This is a genomic window from Citrobacter sp. Cpo069, assembly GCF_030332785.1.
Taxonomy (GTDB): domain Bacteria; phylum Pseudomonadota; class Gammaproteobacteria; order Enterobacterales; family Enterobacteriaceae; genus Citrobacter; species Citrobacter portucalensis.
This window is the reverse complement of record NZ_JAOWHD010000056.1, coordinates 84,210-98,835: the sequence shown is the minus strand read 5'-3', so window position 1 is coordinate 98,835 and position 14,626 is coordinate 84,210. Positions and strand designations below refer to the sequence as shown.

General features: G+C 53.4%; 14 protein-coding genes. 6 read left to right on the top strand and 8 right to left on the bottom strand.

Going from position 1 to position 14,626, the window contains the following annotated elements:
- Positions 1-6: 6 nt before the first annotated feature.
- Both bamJ and cycA read left to right on the top strand, forming a co-directional pair.
- Complete coding sequence (gene bamJ / locus OGY08_RS14960; RefSeq protein ID WP_185757621.1) at positions 7-627, top strand: BamJ family beta-barrel-assembly machinery protein; 621 nt, start codon at positions 7-9, stop codon at positions 625-627.
- 308 nt (positions 628-935) lie between these two features.
- The gene (gene cycA, locus OGY08_RS14955) at positions 936-2,345 is read left to right on the top strand and encodes a D-serine/D-alanine/glycine transporter (RefSeq protein WP_008786019.1); all 1,410 of its coding nucleotides are present in this window, start codon (positions 936-938) and stop codon (positions 2,343-2,345) included.
- Positions 2,346-2,489: 144 nt separating this feature from the next.
- Here the strand turns inward: cycA and ytfE are convergent, their stop codons facing one another.
- Positions 2,490-3,152 (bottom strand): iron-sulfur cluster repair protein YtfE, encoded by a 663-nt coding sequence (gene ytfE / locus OGY08_RS14950; protein ID WP_003025690.1) that lies wholly within the window; start codon positions 3,150-3,152, stop codon positions 2,490-2,492.
- Positions 3,153-3,396: 244 nt separating this feature from the next.
- Between ytfE and OGY08_RS14945 the strand changes: the two genes are divergently transcribed.
- Positions 3,397-4,968, top strand: coding sequence for a methyl-accepting chemotaxis protein (locus tag OGY08_RS14945; RefSeq protein ID WP_125363006.1), 1,572 nt, complete (start codon positions 3,397-3,399; stop codon positions 4,966-4,968).
- Between the two features lie 68 nt (positions 4,969-5,036).
- Here the strand turns inward: OGY08_RS14945 and OGY08_RS14940 are convergent, their stop codons facing one another.
- From OGY08_RS14940 to OGY08_RS14930, 3 genes are all read right to left on the bottom strand, one after another.
- The gene (locus OGY08_RS14940; RefSeq protein WP_125363035.1) at positions 5,037-6,002 is read right to left on the bottom strand and encodes a DMT family transporter; all 966 of its coding nucleotides are present in this window, start codon (positions 6,000-6,002) and stop codon (positions 5,037-5,039) included.
- A 76-nt stretch (positions 6,003-6,078) separates the two neighbouring features.
- A complete protein-coding gene (locus OGY08_RS14935) occupies positions 6,079-6,903 on the bottom strand; it encodes an AraC family transcriptional regulator (protein WP_020996259.1) in 825 nt (274 codons plus the stop codon).
- Between the two features lie 81 nt (positions 6,904-6,984).
- Entirely contained in the window at positions 6,985-7,833 is an 849-nt protein-coding gene (locus OGY08_RS14930) for an SDR family oxidoreductase (RefSeq protein ID WP_219013496.1), read from the bottom strand.
- Between the two features lie 90 nt (positions 7,834-7,923).
- Here OGY08_RS14930 and OGY08_RS14925 point away from each other — a divergent pair, with 90 nt between their 5' ends.
- Positions 7,924-8,304: a winged helix-turn-helix transcriptional regulator gene (locus OGY08_RS14925; protein ID WP_032934267.1), complete on the top strand. Its 381-nt coding sequence runs from the start codon at positions 7,924-7,926 to the stop codon at positions 8,302-8,304.
- 47 nt (positions 8,305-8,351) lie between these two features.
- Here OGY08_RS14925 and cpdB read toward each other — a convergent pair whose 3' ends face one another.
- On the bottom strand, positions 8,352-10,295 hold the full coding sequence (gene cpdB, locus OGY08_RS14920) for a 2',3'-cyclic-nucleotide 2'-phosphodiesterase (protein ID WP_103285846.1): 1,944 nt from the start codon (positions 10,293-10,295) through the stop codon (positions 8,352-8,354).
- A 188-nt stretch (positions 10,296-10,483) separates the two neighbouring features.
- Between cpdB and cysQ the strand changes: the two genes are divergently transcribed.
- On the top strand, positions 10,484-11,224 hold the full coding sequence (cysQ, locus tag OGY08_RS14915; RefSeq protein WP_008786026.1) for a 3'(2'),5'-bisphosphate nucleotidase CysQ: 741 nt from the start codon (positions 10,484-10,486) through the stop codon (positions 11,222-11,224).
- Here cysQ and OGY08_RS14910 read toward each other — a convergent pair.
- A complete protein-coding gene (locus tag OGY08_RS14910) occupies positions 11,214-11,771 on the bottom strand; it encodes a YtfJ family protein (RefSeq protein WP_008786027.1) in 558 nt (185 codons plus the stop codon). The two genes, cysQ and OGY08_RS14910, sit on opposite strands and share 11 nt — an antisense overlap.
- Positions 11,772-12,099: 328 nt before the next feature.
- Here OGY08_RS14910 and OGY08_RS14905 point away from each other — a divergent pair, with 328 nt between their 5' ends.
- On the top strand, positions 12,100-12,306 hold the full coding sequence (locus OGY08_RS14905) for a DUF1107 domain-containing protein (protein ID WP_003025710.1): 207 nt from the start codon (positions 12,100-12,102) through the stop codon (positions 12,304-12,306).
- A gap of 66 nt (positions 12,307-12,372) precedes the next feature.
- Here the strand turns inward: OGY08_RS14905 and paeA are convergent, their stop codons facing one another.
- Complete coding sequence (gene paeA, locus OGY08_RS14900; protein ID WP_003025713.1) at positions 12,373-13,713, bottom strand: polyamine export protein PaeA; 1,341 nt, start codon at positions 13,711-13,713, stop codon at positions 12,373-12,375.
- Between the two features lie 272 nt (positions 13,714-13,985).
- Positions 13,986-14,624: a peptide-methionine (S)-S-oxide reductase MsrA gene (gene msrA / locus OGY08_RS14895; protein WP_003830412.1), complete on the bottom strand. Its 639-nt coding sequence runs from the start codon at positions 14,622-14,624 to the stop codon at positions 13,986-13,988.
- Between the last annotated feature and the right edge of the window lie 2 nt (positions 14,625-14,626).

The following is a 14,626-nucleotide window of genomic DNA, read 5'->3' as shown; positions in this document are numbered from 1 at the left end:
AATATGATGGCTAACCCGACTTTTGACACTATCGAAGCGCAAGCAAGCTACGGCATTGGTTTGCAGGTAGGACAACAGCTGAGCGAATCCGGACTGGAAGGACTGTTGCCTGAAGCGCTGGTAGCGGGTATCGCTGACGCGCTGGAAGGTAAGCACCCGGCAGTGCCGGTTGATGTTGTGCATCGCGCACTGCGTGAAATCCACGAACGTGCTGATGCAGTTCGTCGCGAGCGTTTCCAGGCTATGGCGGCTGATGGCGTCAAATATCTGGAAGAAAACCGTGAGAAAGAAGGTGTGAACAGCACTGAATCTGGTTTGCAGTTCCGTGTTCTGACCCAGGGTGAAGGTGCTATTCCGGCACGTACTGACCGCGTTCGCGTGCACTACACCGGTAAGCTGATCGACGGTACCGTGTTTGACAGCTCTGTCGCACGTGGCGAACCGGCTGAATTCCCGGTTAACGGCGTAATCCCAGGCTGGATTGAAGCGCTGACCCTGATGCCGGTAGGTTCCAAATGGGAACTGACTATTCCTCAGGAACTGGCTTACGGCGAGCGTGGCGCTGGCGCGTCCATTCCTCCGTTCAGCACGCTGGTGTTCGAAGTTGAGCTGCTTGAGATCCTGTAAGCAGTGACTTCTGCTCCCCCCGAAGCCGGGGGGAGCAAAAAAATAGCGTGAAAAGCTATAGTTACGTCGTTGTCGATATTTTATCTTGCAAATGCCCCAACAGCGTGTATTTTTGTGAGCTGATTCGCGCTATCAGAGTGATATGACACTCACTTTAAACATTAAATTAACATTATATCTAAATCTTAGTATTCATCCCGCCAATTCTTACCTAATATCGATGAGTCCTGATAACAGGATCGTCGTATCATAGACACATTAAAGGCCGTAGAGCCTGAACAACACAGACAGGTACAGGAAGAAAAAACATGGTAGATCAGGTAAAAGTCGACACCGCTGAAGAGGCGTCGTCTGAACAGTCGCTACGGCGCAATCTCACAAACCGTCATATTCAACTTATTGCTATTGGTGGCGCTATCGGTACTGGCCTGTTTATGGGCTCCGGTAAAACCATCAGTCTCGCCGGACCGTCGATCATCTTTGTGTATATGATCATCGGTTTTATGCTGTTTTTCGTGATGCGCGCAATGGGTGAATTGCTGCTCTCGAATCTGGAGTACAAATCGTTTAGTGATTTTGCCTCTGACCTGCTCGGGCCATGGGCCGGGTATTTTACCGGCTGGACCTACTGGTTCTGCTGGGTTGTTACCGGGATGGCAGACGTGGTCGCGATTACCGCGTATGCGCAATTCTGGTTCCCCGAATTGTCAGACTGGGTCGCCTCGCTGGCGGTGATTGTGCTGCTGCTGAGCCTCAACCTCGCCACCGTAAAAATGTTCGGTGAGATGGAGTTCTGGTTTGCGATGATCAAAATCGTTGCCATCATCGGCCTGATTGTCGTCGGTCTGGTGATGGTGCTGACGCACTTCCAGTCGCCAACCGGCGTTCAGGCATCGTTCACGCACTTGTGGAATGACGGTGGCTGGTTCCCGAAAGGTCTGAGTGGCTTCTTTGCCGGCTTCCAGATAGCCGTGTTTGCGTTTGTGGGTATTGAGCTGGTGGGTACGACCGCAGCGGAAACCAAGGATCCGGAGAAATCTCTGCCGCGCGCCATTAACTCGATTCCAATCCGTATCATCATGTTCTACGTGTTCGCGCTGATCGTGATTATGTCCGTTACGCCGTGGAGCTCGGTAGTGCCAACCAAGAGCCCATTCGTTGAACTGTTTGTGTTGGTTGGTCTGCCTGCTGCGGCGAGCCTGATCAACTTTGTGGTGCTGACTTCAGCTGCCTCTTCTGCAAACAGCGGCGTGTTCTCTACCAGCCGTATGCTGTTCGGTCTGGCGCAGGAAGGCGTTGCGCCTAAAGCGTTTGCCAAGCTGTCTAAACGCGCAGTTCCGGCGAAGGGTTTAACCTTCTCCTGTATCTGTCTGCTGGGCGGCGTGGTGATGCTGTACGTGAACCCGAGCGTGATTGGCGCCTTCACCATGATCACCACTGTATCGGCGATTCTGTTCATGTTCGTCTGGACCATCATTCTTTGCTCGTACCTGGTGTACCGCAAGCAGCGTCCTCACCTGCATGAAAAATCAATCTACAAGATGCCGTTAGGCAAGCTGATGTGCTGGGTATGTATGGCGTTTTTCGTCTTCGTACTGGTACTGCTGACGCTGGAAGATGATACCCGTCAGGCGCTGATCGTCACGCCGCTGTGGTTCATCGCGCTGGGTCTGGGCTGGTTGTTTATCGGTAAGAAACGTATGGCAGGCGTGCGTTAATCGCTAAGACGTGAGATGTAGGCCGGATAAGGCGAAGCCGCATCCGGCACTATGCTGGCGGGATTGCCTGATGCGGCTTCGCCTTATCAGGCCTACGTTCGAGGTCGTTGTAGGCCCGGTAAGCGCTAGCGCCACCGGGCTTTTTTATTCACCTGCGAGGGCACGCGGGAACAACACATTGTTTTCCAGGCTGATGTGTTCCATCAGGTCGTCGATCATCTCGTTAATGCCGTTATACATGGCTTTCCAGGTAGTGCAGGCTTCTGGTGGCGGCGTTACGTTATGGGTGATGTGTTTGATCACTTCCACCAGTTCACCCGCATCGTCATGTTCGCTTTCCATCACGCTGATTGGCCCCATCGCCTGGCTACCCATGCCCTGTTTGATCATCGGGAACAGGATCTGTTCTTCTTTCATCATGTGGCTGGACAGCTCTTCATGCAGCATGGTCAGGTTTTTCGCCAGACCGCGCGGTACGTTCGGTTTGTCTGCGTGAACGCGTTCAACTTTAGTGGCCTGCAGGATCAGCTCCGGCAGCTGTTCGCGGTGTCTGTCGTGATAACGCACGATGATATGGTCGATGATTTCAGCCAGAGCCACGGTACGCCAGTCTTTCTCCAGCGGCTGTTCAGCCAGCTGCGCGAGCTGCGCCTCAATAACGTCTAAATCCAGCTCTTTACGCGCGGCAGCGCGTGCCAGCGTTTGCTTACCGCCGCAGCAGTAATCCATATCGTATTTACGAAACAGGGCCGAAGCGCGAGGAATAGAGAGCGCCAGTTCACCTAAAGGTTGATCGCGATAAGACATTGCCGTTACCTCATTCTCAATAATATAAGATGTATTTTAAATACAACTTATGGCGAAGGATATAACCCTTTCGGGGTGGGGTGTTTTGTGATGGGCGTCACGAAAATTTCTTATCTCGTTAAGATGCTGAATCTTATTGGAAAGGAGAAGTACGGCGAAAAAAGCCGCACGACAGGATTAAATAAGCGCACGCCGCTGCCGATAGTTAGACCTCAGACAATACCTGCATAATAAAAGGCTACAGATGTTCAAACGAATCAAAGTGATAACCTTACTTATCACCGTGTTACTCGCGCTGGGCGCAATGCAGCTCATCTCCGCGGGCGTCTTTATTGGCGCACTCAATAACGATAAGCAGAACTTTAACGTGTCTCAACTTTCCAGCCAGAACGTGGCCGAGTTTACCGATGCGTGGATTAGCCTGAACCAGGCTCGCGTCACGCTCAACCGGGGTATGCTGCGTTTACAGGGAACGATGGCCAGCGAGATTAACGGTGGTCAGTTGCAGGAGCTGGTGAACACGGCAAATCGCCTGTTGGCCGAATCGAAAGAGCATTACGATAAATACTACGCTCTTCCGGAAACGCCGGGGCTGGATGAGCATCTGGCCGATCGACTGGAAGAGCAGTACGGCATCTATTCTGCGACGCTGGCAAAAATGAACGCGCTGCTGGCTGAAGGAAAGCTGGAAGAGATGTTCAAGCAGAATGCCGAGCAAAAGCAAACGGCCATGCAGGAAGTTTATCGGGAATGGCGTAGCGCGCAAACGGCGCTGGCCGCTGCCGGAGTGCAGGACAATGAGAGTGATTACCAGAAGATAATCTGGCTGCTGTCCGTGGTGATGCTGATTGTCGTCACCGTGATTATCGCCAGTTGGCTGGCGATGCAGCGAGTGCTGCTCAAGCCGCTCCACGAGGTGATGGGACATATTCGCCACATTGCCGCCGGTGACCTGACGCACCCCATCAGCGCCGATGGCAGCAATGAAATGGCGCTGCTGGCAAGTAACGTCCGTGACATGCAGCAGGCGCTGGCGAATACGGTCAGCGTGGTGCGTGACGGGGCCGATACCATCTATACCGGTGCGGGTGAAATCGCCGCAGGCAGTAACGATCTCTCTTCACGTACCGAGCAGCAGGCCGCCTCTCTGGAAGAGACCGCAGCCAGCATGGAACAACTTACCGCAACCGTGAGACAGAACGCAGATAACGCGCGTCAGGCGACCAGTCTGGCAAAAAATGCTTCACAGACGGCGCAAAAAGGCGGAACCGTGGTTGATGGTGTGGTGCGTACGATGGATGAAATCGCCACCAGTTCCAGCAAAATCGCGCAAATTACCAATGTTATCGACGGTATTGCCTTCCAGACCAATATCCTTGCGCTAAACGCGGCGGTGGAAGCGGCGCGTGCGGGCGAGCAGGGGCGCGGATTTGCCGTGGTCGCAGGCGAGGTTCGGACGCTGGCGCAGCGTAGCGCTCAGGCGGCGAAGGAGATCAAAGCGCTGATAGATGACTCAGGGAATCGGGTCAATGCCGGTACGGCGCTGGTGCATGAAGCGGGTGAAACGATGGCGGAAATAGTTAGCGCCGTGACCCGCGTGACCGACATCATGGGGGAGATTGCCTCAGCTTCTGATGAACAAAGTCGGGGTATCGATCAGGTAGGCCAGGCGGTTGCCGAAATGGATCGCGTCACGCAGCAAAACGCCTCGCTGGTAGAAGAGTCCGCTTCCGCCGCTGCAGCGCTTGAAGAGCAGGCCGCACGGTTGAACCAGACGGTAGCGGTGTTTAAGGTGTCGCGCCGGATGGCGGCGTAAACGCCTTATCCGGCCTACATGAGATCGTACAGTCCTTGTAGGCCGGATAAGCAGCGCCATCCGGCATATTATGATTGTGAAACTACCACGACGCTCAGTTTCTGCGGCTTGGCTCTGACGGCTATCACCACCCCAACCATCAGCAGCGCAATACCGCTAACCGTCAGCAGAGGTGGAAATTCCTCGCGCAGAATAAAGGTGTACAACAGGCCAGCCAGCGTTTCGAAGACAATCAACGGGCCGAGGATCACCGTCGGCAATTTTTGGCTGGCGACGTTCCAGCACAGTGCGCCAACCCACGAACACAATACCGCAATGGCTATCATCAGACCGATAAACACGCCCGGACGCGGACCGAAGGGTAGAGCGAAGTCCGGTGTTTGCCCGTTCAGCCACAGGCAGGCGGCAATGTAACCGAGCAGAGAAACGGGCAACGTTACCAGAGCCTGGGCCGTCGCCCACATCATCGGGTGCTTATCCGGATTCTCGCGCAGCCAGCGGGCATTACGCAGCGCATACCATGCCCAACACACCACCGAGACAAGCGCCAGCGCGATGCCGGAACCATAACGCCAGCCACTAAAGTCTGGTAACCCCTGATTCAGCTCCGAGATATTCACGCACAGCAGTCCTATACCAATCAATACCAGCGCAGGCGACAGACGCCACCATGATAATTTGCCGTCACGCTGGCTGTAGAGTAGGTTAGCGAAGACCGGGATCACCACCGGCAATGTACCAATAATCATCGTGGAGACCGGTGCGCCGGTGCGCTGGATGGCGCTTGCCAGGCAAACGTAATAAATCAGATTCCCCATCATTGTTAGCGTCAGCGCAGTTACCCAGTCTTTCCGCACGAGTTGACGCAGGCGCGCACGTCCCAGCCAGGCAATCGGCAATGCGATCAGCCCCAGCGCCAGATAACGCCCCATCGACTGCAATACCGCCGGGTATTCCGGTACGATCAGCGGTCCAACAAAAATTAATCCCCACATCAGCCCGGCCAACAGGGCATACAACACACCGCTAATCATTTTGGACATCCACATCGTTTAACAATACGTCGAGTGTAGGCAGGAAAAATGCTGCCGTATTGTATGAGATTGCTGATCAACGCCGGACGACTTGTTTCTGATAACGCACCGGCGTAATGCCGTAGCGATGGGTAAACGCGCGGGTGAGATGCGACTGGTCGGTGAGGCCGGTTGCGGCGGCGACCTCTGCGGCGGGCATACCGTAAGTGAGAAAACCTTTGGCTCGCCACAACCGGATCGCCATCAGCATCTGGTGCGGCGTGACGTGGAAATGAGACTTAAACTGGCGCTGAAAATGCCAGGGACTCAGCGATGCAACCCGCGCCAGCTCGTCGAGCGTGACCGGATGCATATAATTATCGTGCAGATACTCACGTACCCGTTCAAAGCGATGCGCCCCCTCCGTTAATACTGGCGCATGGCGGGCCAGCGGCTGGAACGTGTCGATCAGATCGAGTAGAAGGCCTTTTTGCGCCAGCGGATCTTCAGTGTTCCACAGGCCGTGGATCAGCGAGCAGATCTGGCGCGAGCGCAGCGGATCGTGACGCGTTACGTCATGAAACCACCAGTGGCGGATCCCGGTGACCTCTTCCAGAAGGTCGGGTTCAAGATAAATCATCCGATAGCGCCAGCCGTCGGCGGTTTCGGCTTCGCCGGTATGCAGCTCATCGGGATTCATGGTGACGACGGAATGGGCGGGGGCAACATACTGCGTGCCGCGATAGCGAAAACGTTCGGCTCCGGCTTCTATCGCGCCAATGCCAAACGCTTCATGGGTGTGCGGCTCGAAAGCGTAACGCGAGATGTGTGCATGATACAGCTCAACGCCCGGCACCTGCGCCAGATGGCGAAAGCGGGCGCTGTCTTTCTCATCAATAAACTGCTCAGGTACACCTTGCACGTTTTCTCTCCCCACGCATCATCCTGTCATTATCAGAGAGGATGCGCGGGGATGCCACCACAATTAACTAATTTTTAACACTTACACGATGCCTTTGACGCTGTCAGCCAACGAGGTGGTCGGGCGACCAATCAGTTTGCTCAGCGTATGGCTGTCGTCGAACAGACCACCTTTGGAGGCGCCAGTGTCTGAGTCAGCCAGCATGTCCGCCAGCCCGGCAGGCAGGCCTACACCTTTTAGCGCGGCGGCAAAATCTGCTTCGCTCAGGTTCTGATACACCACTTTTTTACCACTCTGTTTTGCCAGCTCGGCAGCCAACTGGCTCAGGGTCCAGCCTGCGTCGCCCGCCAGTTCATAAGTTTTACCGGCGTGACCGTCTTCACTGATGACGCGCGCGGCGGCAGCGGCATAGTCGGCGCGGGTCGCTGAGGCAATTTTGCCTTCACCTGCAGCCCCGATAAACACGCCGTGTTCCAGTGCAGCCGGTGCGCTGGCGAGATAGTTTTCGGTGTACCAGCCGTTACGCAGCAGCGCGTAGGCGATACCGGATTCAGCCAGCATCTTCTCGGTTGCCACATGCTCATCAGCCAGCCCCAGCGGGGAGGTGTCGGCGTGCAGCAGGCTGGTGTAGGCGATGAATTTCACGTGCGCGGCTTTCGCTGCGTTGATCACGTTACGATGCTGCGGGGCGCGTTGTCCCACTTCGCTGGAGGAGATTAGCAGTAGCTTGTCGATACCCTGTAAGGCAGTTGTAAAGGCGGCTTCATCGCTGTAATCCGCCTGACGAACGGTAATGCCCTGCTGGCTAAGCGCCGTCGCTTTAGCGGGATTACGCACAATTGCCACAATCTGGCTGGCAGGAACGGTTTTCAGCAGAGATTCAATAACGTGTTGGCCCAGCAGGCCGGTGGCGCCGGTAATTGCGATCATGGAGTGACTCCTTGGTATTGGTCTTGTGTTTAATCACGCTAACACCTAAACTTACTTTTAGTAAGTACGCACAAAAAGGTTAGTATGAAAATGACAGCTTCGACGCTCTCTCAGCAGTTACGCGATGGCAACTTGTTTGCCGAACAGTGTCCCTCCCGTGAGGTGTTAAAACACGTCACCAGCCGCTGGGGCGTGTTGATTCTGGTGGCGCTGCGCGACGGTACGCACCGTTTCAGCGATTTGCGCCGTAAGATGGGCGGGGTCAGTGAAAAGATGCTGGCGCAATCCTTGCAAGCGTTAGAGCATGACGGGTTTATCAATCGGGTGTCGTATCCGGTGGTGCCGCCGCACGTGGAGTATAGCCTGACGCCGTTGGGTGAGCAGGTGAGCGATAAAGTCGCCGCGCTGGCAGACTGGATAGAACTGAATTTGCCGCAGGTTTTAGCGCAGCGGGACGAACGGGCTGCGTAGTTTTGTAGGCCGGATAAGACGCTATTGCGCCGCATCCGGCACGAAAATTACTTACTTAAATCCAGCTGATAAATAGCGAAACCGATGTCATCGGTCGCGACTTTCTTCAGCGGATACTGGCCTTTCTCTTTAATAAATGCCGCGGCTTTATCAGACGGTGATGTTTCAAAGCGAATATCCAGTGGTGTATCGCTATGAATTGGCGCCAGACGCCAGTTGTTATCTGCCGCCGGGTGAATTTCACCGGCACGCTTCGTCTCAGCACCAATCCAGGCCGCCAGCACCGAGCGGTTTTCATCCGGAGAAGCAAACGCGATGTGGCTGTCGCCGGTTCCGGCAAACTTACCGCCGTAGGCGCGGTAGTTGTTGGTCGCGACGAGGAAGGTGGCATTCGGATCGATTGGTTTGCCGTTAAAGGTCAGATTTTTAATACGTTCCGCTTTCGGGTTAATGGTCTGACATTCACCGTCGTAGCGAGCAGGTTGTGAAACATCAATCTGATAATTCACGCCGTCAATCACGTCGAAGTTATAGGTACGGAAGCCATCCCAGTTAATCAACGACTGTGGTTTGCTGCTGTGGATATCAATCTGATTGAACTGCCCGGCGGAACATTCCAGCCACTCTTTCACCTCTTTGCCACTGGCTTTCACTACCACCAGGGTGTTGGGATAAAGATACAAATCAGCGGCGTTACGGAAGGTTAACTGGCCTTTTTCGACTTCTACGAAGCTTGCCGGATCGTTCTTGCGTCCACCGACCTTAAACGGCGCGGCGGCGGAAAGTACCGGCAGTTTTGCCAGATCCGGATCGCCCTGAATAAAGTGTTCCACATAGGCTTTCTGCGCGTTGTTCACCACCTGTACGGTCGGGTCATCCTGTACCAGCGCCAGATAGCTGTACATGTTGTCGGCGGATTTACCGATCGGTTTGCTGACAAACTCACGCGTGGCGTCGTGATCGGCTTTCAGGATCTCAACGATTTTTTTGTCTTCTGCTGCCAGTGATTTTTTGGCTGCGGCGTCATAGATCGGGCGCGCCTCGGCTTTCGCCTGAGTGACCTGCCATTTACCGCTGTCGTTATTCAACACTAAATCCACCACGCCCAGGTGATCGCCCCACATACCCGGCATCACCGCAGGAACCCCATTCAGCGTACCTTTTGTGATATCTGCGCCTTTAATATTGGCAAAGTCTTTACCCGGGAAGACGGCGTGAGCGTGACCAAACATAATGGCATCCACGCCCGGTACTTCGCTGAGGTAATAAACGGAGTTTTCCGCCATCGTTTGATATGGGTCGGCAGAAAGCCCGGAGTGAGCAACCACCACCACGACATCGGCGCCTTTTTCTCTCATTTCCGGAACGTATTTGCGTGCAGTTTCCGTAATGTCGTTCACCGTGACTTTGCCGCTGAGGTTGGCTTTATCCCAGGTCATAATCTGCGGTGGAACAAAGCCGATATAGCCAATCTTCAGCGTCTGCTTGTTCCCTTCCTTGTCGACCACTTCAGTGTCTTTGATCAAGTAAGGCGTAAACAGCGGCTTTTTGGTCTTCACGTCGATGATATTGGCGTTAACGTAAGGGAACTTCGCTCCGGCTAGCGCGTTGTGCAGATACTCCAGACCGTAGTTGAATTCATGGTTGCCGAGGTTACCCACCGCGTAATCCAGGGTATTCAGCGCCTTATATACCGGGTGAGTTTCGCCCGCTTTCAGCCCCTTGGCCGCCATGTAATCCCCGAGCGGGCTGCCCTGAATCAGATCGCCATTATCAACCAGCACGCTGTTTTTGACTTCACCACGCGCAGCGTTGATCAGACTTGCCGTACGTACCAGACCGAATTTTTCAGTCGGTGTATCTTTGTAATAATCGAAATCCATCATATTGCTATGCAAATCAGTGGTTTCCATTATACGCAGATCGACGGTCGCGGCATTGACGCTGGCTGCAATCAGCGTTGCCAGAAGCGTTGCACTAAACTTAATCATCAGGGGCATCCTTTTAAGATCTAAGCCACAAAAGAAAATGTATATAAATCTTCTTGCTTACAGAACTGTGAATCATGACATGAATATAGCGTTTAAAACCGCAGACGCTATCACAGTTGGCGGATCCCCTGACGATCGGGTATAAGTAAAACAACGAGTTAACACCACTGACAGAAACGAGGTGGAGAATGCTAGAACATGTATGCCAGCTTGCACGGAACGCGGGCGATGCCATTATGCAGGTCTACGATGGAATCAAACCGATGGAGATTACCAGCAAGCAGGATGATTCTCCGGTCACGGCGGCAGATATCGCCGCACATACGGTGATCCTCGAAGGATTACTGGCGCTGACGCCGGATATTCCGGTTCTGTCTGAAGAGGCGCCTCCTGGCTGGGATGTTCGCCAGCATTGGCAGCGCTACTGGCTGGTGGACCCGCTGGACGGGACCAAAGAGTTCATTAAGCGTAACGGTGAATTTACCGTCAATATTGCGCTGATCGAGAAAGGAAAGCCGGTTCTGGGCGTGGTTTACGCGCCGGTAATGAAAGTGATGTACAGCGCAGCAGAAGGTAAAGCGTGGAAAGAAGAGTGCGGGGTACGCAAACAAATTCAGGTTCGTGACGCGCGTCCGCCGCTGGTGGTCATTAGCCGCTCGCATGCCGACAATGAGTTAAAAGAGTATCTGCAACAGTTGGGTGAGCACCAGACCACGTCGATTGGCTCATCGCTGAAGTTCTGCCTGGTGGCGGAAGGGCATGCACAGCTGTATCCGCGTTTTGGGCCAACCAACGTGTGGGACACCGCCGCTGGCCATGCCGTTGCAGCCGCAGCCGGAGCGCACGTTCACGACTGGCAGGGGAAACCTCTGGATTACACCCCACGTGAATCGTTCCTCAACCCCGGCTTCCGCGTCTCTATTTACTGAGTAATTTGTGCAGCAGGGCAATTACCTGCTGCACCTCTTCCTGCGTTAATGCGCCATCTTTTGCCCACTGCACGCGTCCGTCCTTGTCGAGTACGACGATAGCGGAACTCTCTTCATCCAGTTGCCAGGCTTTACGCGCAATGCCATTGCTGTCGACAATGAATTGCGACCACGGGTAGAGCTTCTTATTGCTCTCCAGACTGCTGCGCACAAACATACCGGAGCCGGGAATGGCGTCATCCGTGTTGACAATAGTAGTGGTCTGGTATTTGTCGTGCGGCAGGTTGGCGGCTTTGATTGCCTCGATCAGCGTCGCATTTTTCTCTTTGGCGGAGGTGCGTCCGGCAATGTGTTGCACAATTCGCACTTTGCCTGGCAACTGCGCGCTATTCCAGCTTTTGTAGCTAAACTTATCGTTATCGAGAATCAGTTCGCCGCGATCGGCGATCCCCACCGGCGGTACGCGCTGGTCAGTCTCAAACTTATGTGCGGAGGCAATCATCGGCAGTAGCAGGCACGACAGCGCCAGCAGATTTCGTAAGGTCATAGGTTTTCCTTCTTTCTTTTATTTTGCAGGTGATCCGACCACTTGGGTCTGGAATTTAATCATATGTGCGAATGATGCTTTTTCCCGCAAGCGCGATGCCAGTTTGCGGACGGGCGCACAAATCCTGCGAAAAATGAAGGCTTATACTGAAGACAGCGAAGCGTTGAAAAGATAATTCTGAATAATTGTAACTTGAAGGTAAATAAACTTATACACGCTGGAAACATCAACGAGATAGTCTATAGTCATAGGGCATTAAAATTTGCGCCTGAGGATTGTCGGACCGATTGTGGTACCGCAAAGGCGTAATGCTCAGCAGGAGACAACAATGAAAATTTTCCAACGATACAACCCGCTGCAGGTGGCGAAGTACGTGAAGATCCTGTTTCGTGGACGGTTATATATCAAGGATGTAGGCGCTTTTGAATTTGATAAGGGTAAGATTCTTATCCCAAAAGTGAAGGACAAACTGCATTTTTCCGTGATGTCCGAAGTTAACCGTCAGGTCTTGCGTCTGCAAACTGAGATGGCTTGATCAAAGTGCTATGCAGTAGTTAAAAAAACGGCTCCTGATGGGAGCCGTTGATGTTTCTGTAAGGCGTTAAGACGCCTTTGCCTCTTCTTTTGCATCTGGCAGTTTTGGTACCAGAACGGTAGGTTTACTGTCCAGACGCGTCACCAGCAGCTGATCGATCTTGTAGTTATCGATATCCACCACTTCAAATTTGTAACCTGAATACTTCACCGAGTCGGTGCGTTTCGGGATTTTACGCAGCATGAACATCATAAAGCCGCCGATGGTTTCATAGTTGCCGGACTGCGGGAACTCGTCGATATCCAGCACGCGCATTACGTCATCAATCGGTGTACCGCCGTCGACTAACCATGAGTTTTCATCACGTGCCACAATCTGCTCTTCCAGACCCTGACCTACCAGATCGCCCATCAGCGTCGTCATAACGTCGTTGAGCGTGATAATCCCCACCACCAGCGCGTACTCGTTCATGATGACGGCAAAGTCTTCGCCTGCGGTTTTGAAGCTTTCCAGCGCTTCAGAGAGCGTCAGCGTGTCCGGGACGATCAGCGTATTGCGGATCTGTACGCCGCTGTTCAGCGCCATGCTTTGGTTCGCCAGTACGCGGTTGAGGAGATCCTTTGAATCAACATAACCAATGATGTGGTCGATATCTTCGTTACACACCAGGAATTTGGAGTGCGGATGTTCCGCCACCTTGTTCTTCAGGCTTTGCTCATCTTCATGGAGATCGAACCAGATAATATTCTCGCGCGAGGTCATTGAAGACGGGACGGTACGGGATTCCAGTTCGAATACATTTTCAATCAGCTCATGCTCCTGCTTGCGCAGAACACCCGCCAGCGCACCCGCTTCGACCACGGCGTAAATGTCGTCCGAGGTGATGTCGTCTTTACGCACCATTGGGATCTTAAACAGACGGAAAATGTTGTTTGCCAGACCGTTAAAGAACCACACCAGCGGGCGGAAGACCAGCAGGCAGAAGCGCATCGGGTTGATGATACGCAAAGCCACAGCTTCTGGCGCAATCATACCGATGCGTTTCGGGGTTAAATCCGCGAACAGGATGAACAGGCCAGTAACCAGCGAGAACGACAGAATAAAGCTTAACTGTTCGGACAGCTCTGGAGCGAAGTACTTCGAGAAAAGGCTGTAAAACGCCGGAGAGAATGCTGCATCACCGACGATACCGCCGAGAATGGCGACCGCGTTAAGGCCAATTTGCACGACGGTAAAAAACATGCCGGGGTTTTCCTGCATCTTCAAAACACGTTGTGCGTTTACGTTGCCTTCATCGGCAAGCAGTTTAAGTTTTATTTTGCGTGATGCAGCAAGCGAGATCTCAGATATCGAGAAAAACGCACTCACGGCGATCAGGCAGAGAATGACTAAAATACTGTTTAACATATCTTATCCGACCGTTCGGGTCAGATCCTCGGAAGGGAGAAGTTGATACTCGTCGTCTTTCAAGCTGCAGGTGCGTTAGCTGCACTCATTCACCCCAGTCACATAGTTCTCTATGCTCCTGGGGATTCACGAGTTTGCCGCCTGCCTGCAACTCGAAATCCTTAGAGTATAAATCCAATGGAATATTCATTGAAAACCGGCTCGTGGAAGTGAGCCGGTAAATTCAGAAGCTAGTATAGCGTAAGGTACTGTAAAGTCGCCAGAGGGGGAAATTATCCTTGTGGGGGCAGGCAAACACCAATACCACCAATGCCACAATATCCGTAAGGATTTTTGTGCAGATACTGCTGGTGATCGTCCTCGGCATAATAGAACGGGGTTGCCGTAGTGATTTCCGTGGTAATGGTGCGCTCGTCGCCTGCGGCGGTCATTGCTGCCTGAAAACGTTCAAGGCTGGCCTGTGCGGCGGCGGTTTGTTCCGGCGTTAACGGGTAAATGGCGGAGCGATACTGCGTGCCCTGGTCGTTCCCCTGACGCATGCCTTGAGCCGGGTCGTGATTTTCCCAGAACACCTGCAGCAGTTGTTCGTAGCTGATAACATGCGGGTCATAGACGATGCGTACCGCTTCGGCATGCCCGGTATCGCCAGAACACACTTCACGATAGGTTGGGTTTGGGGTGTAGCCGCCGGTGTACCCGGCTGCGGTGCTGTATACCCCGGGTAATGACCAGAATAAACGTTCAACGCCCCAGAAGCATCCCATGGCGAAATAAGCTATCTCCATACCGTCGGGCACGTTGGTCATCGAATGTTGGTTAACCGCATGCAGCGTTGCCACTGGCATCGGGGTGTTGCGTCCAGGTAGCGCATCTGCTTGAGTAACAAGATGCTTTCTATCAAATAAACTCATGG

Bases quoted from the DNA above. Each gene is read 5' to 3' on its own strand.
- cycA (WP_008786019.1), top strand. From the start codon at position 936: ATGGTAGATCAGGTAAAAGTCGACACCGCTGAAGAGGCGTCGTCTGAA.
- ytfE (WP_003025690.1), bottom strand. From the start codon at position 3,152: ATGTCTTATCGCGATCAACCTTTAGGTGAACTGGCGCTCTCTATTCCT.
- msrA (WP_003830412.1), bottom strand. From the start codon at position 14,624: ATGAGTTTATTTGATAGAAAGCATCTTGTTACTCAAGCAGATGCGCTA.
- OGY08_RS14930 (WP_219013496.1), bottom strand. From the start codon at position 7,833: ATGATCGCAATTACCGGCGCCACCGGCCTGCTGGGCCAACACGTTATT.
- OGY08_RS14945 (WP_125363006.1), top strand. From the start codon at position 3,397: ATGTTCAAACGAATCAAAGTGATAACCTTACTTATCACCGTGTTACTC.
- OGY08_RS14910 (WP_008786027.1), bottom strand. From the start codon at position 11,771: ATGACCTTACGAAATCTGCTGGCGCTGTCGTGCCTGCTACTGCCGATG.
- paeA (WP_003025713.1), bottom strand. From the start codon at position 13,713: ATGTTAAACAGTATTTTAGTCATTCTCTGCCTGATCGCCGTGAGTGCG.
- cysQ (WP_008786026.1), top strand. From the start codon at position 10,484: ATGCTAGAACATGTATGCCAGCTTGCACGGAACGCGGGCGATGCCATT.
- OGY08_RS14925 (WP_032934267.1), top strand. From the start codon at position 7,924: ATGACAGCTTCGACGCTCTCTCAGCAGTTACGCGATGGCAACTTGTTT.
- OGY08_RS14905 (WP_003025710.1), top strand. From the start codon at position 12,100: ATGAAAATTTTCCAACGATACAACCCGCTGCAGGTGGCGAAGTACGTG.
- cpdB (WP_103285846.1), bottom strand. From the start codon at position 10,295: ATGATTAAGTTTAGTGCAACGCTTCTGGCAACGCTGATTGCAGCCAGC.
- OGY08_RS14940 (WP_125363035.1), bottom strand. From the start codon at position 6,002: ATGATTAGCGGTGTGTTGTATGCCCTGTTGGCCGGGCTGATGTGGGGA.
- bamJ (WP_185757621.1), top strand. From the start codon at position 7: ATGGCTAACCCGACTTTTGACACTATCGAAGCGCAAGCAAGCTACGGC.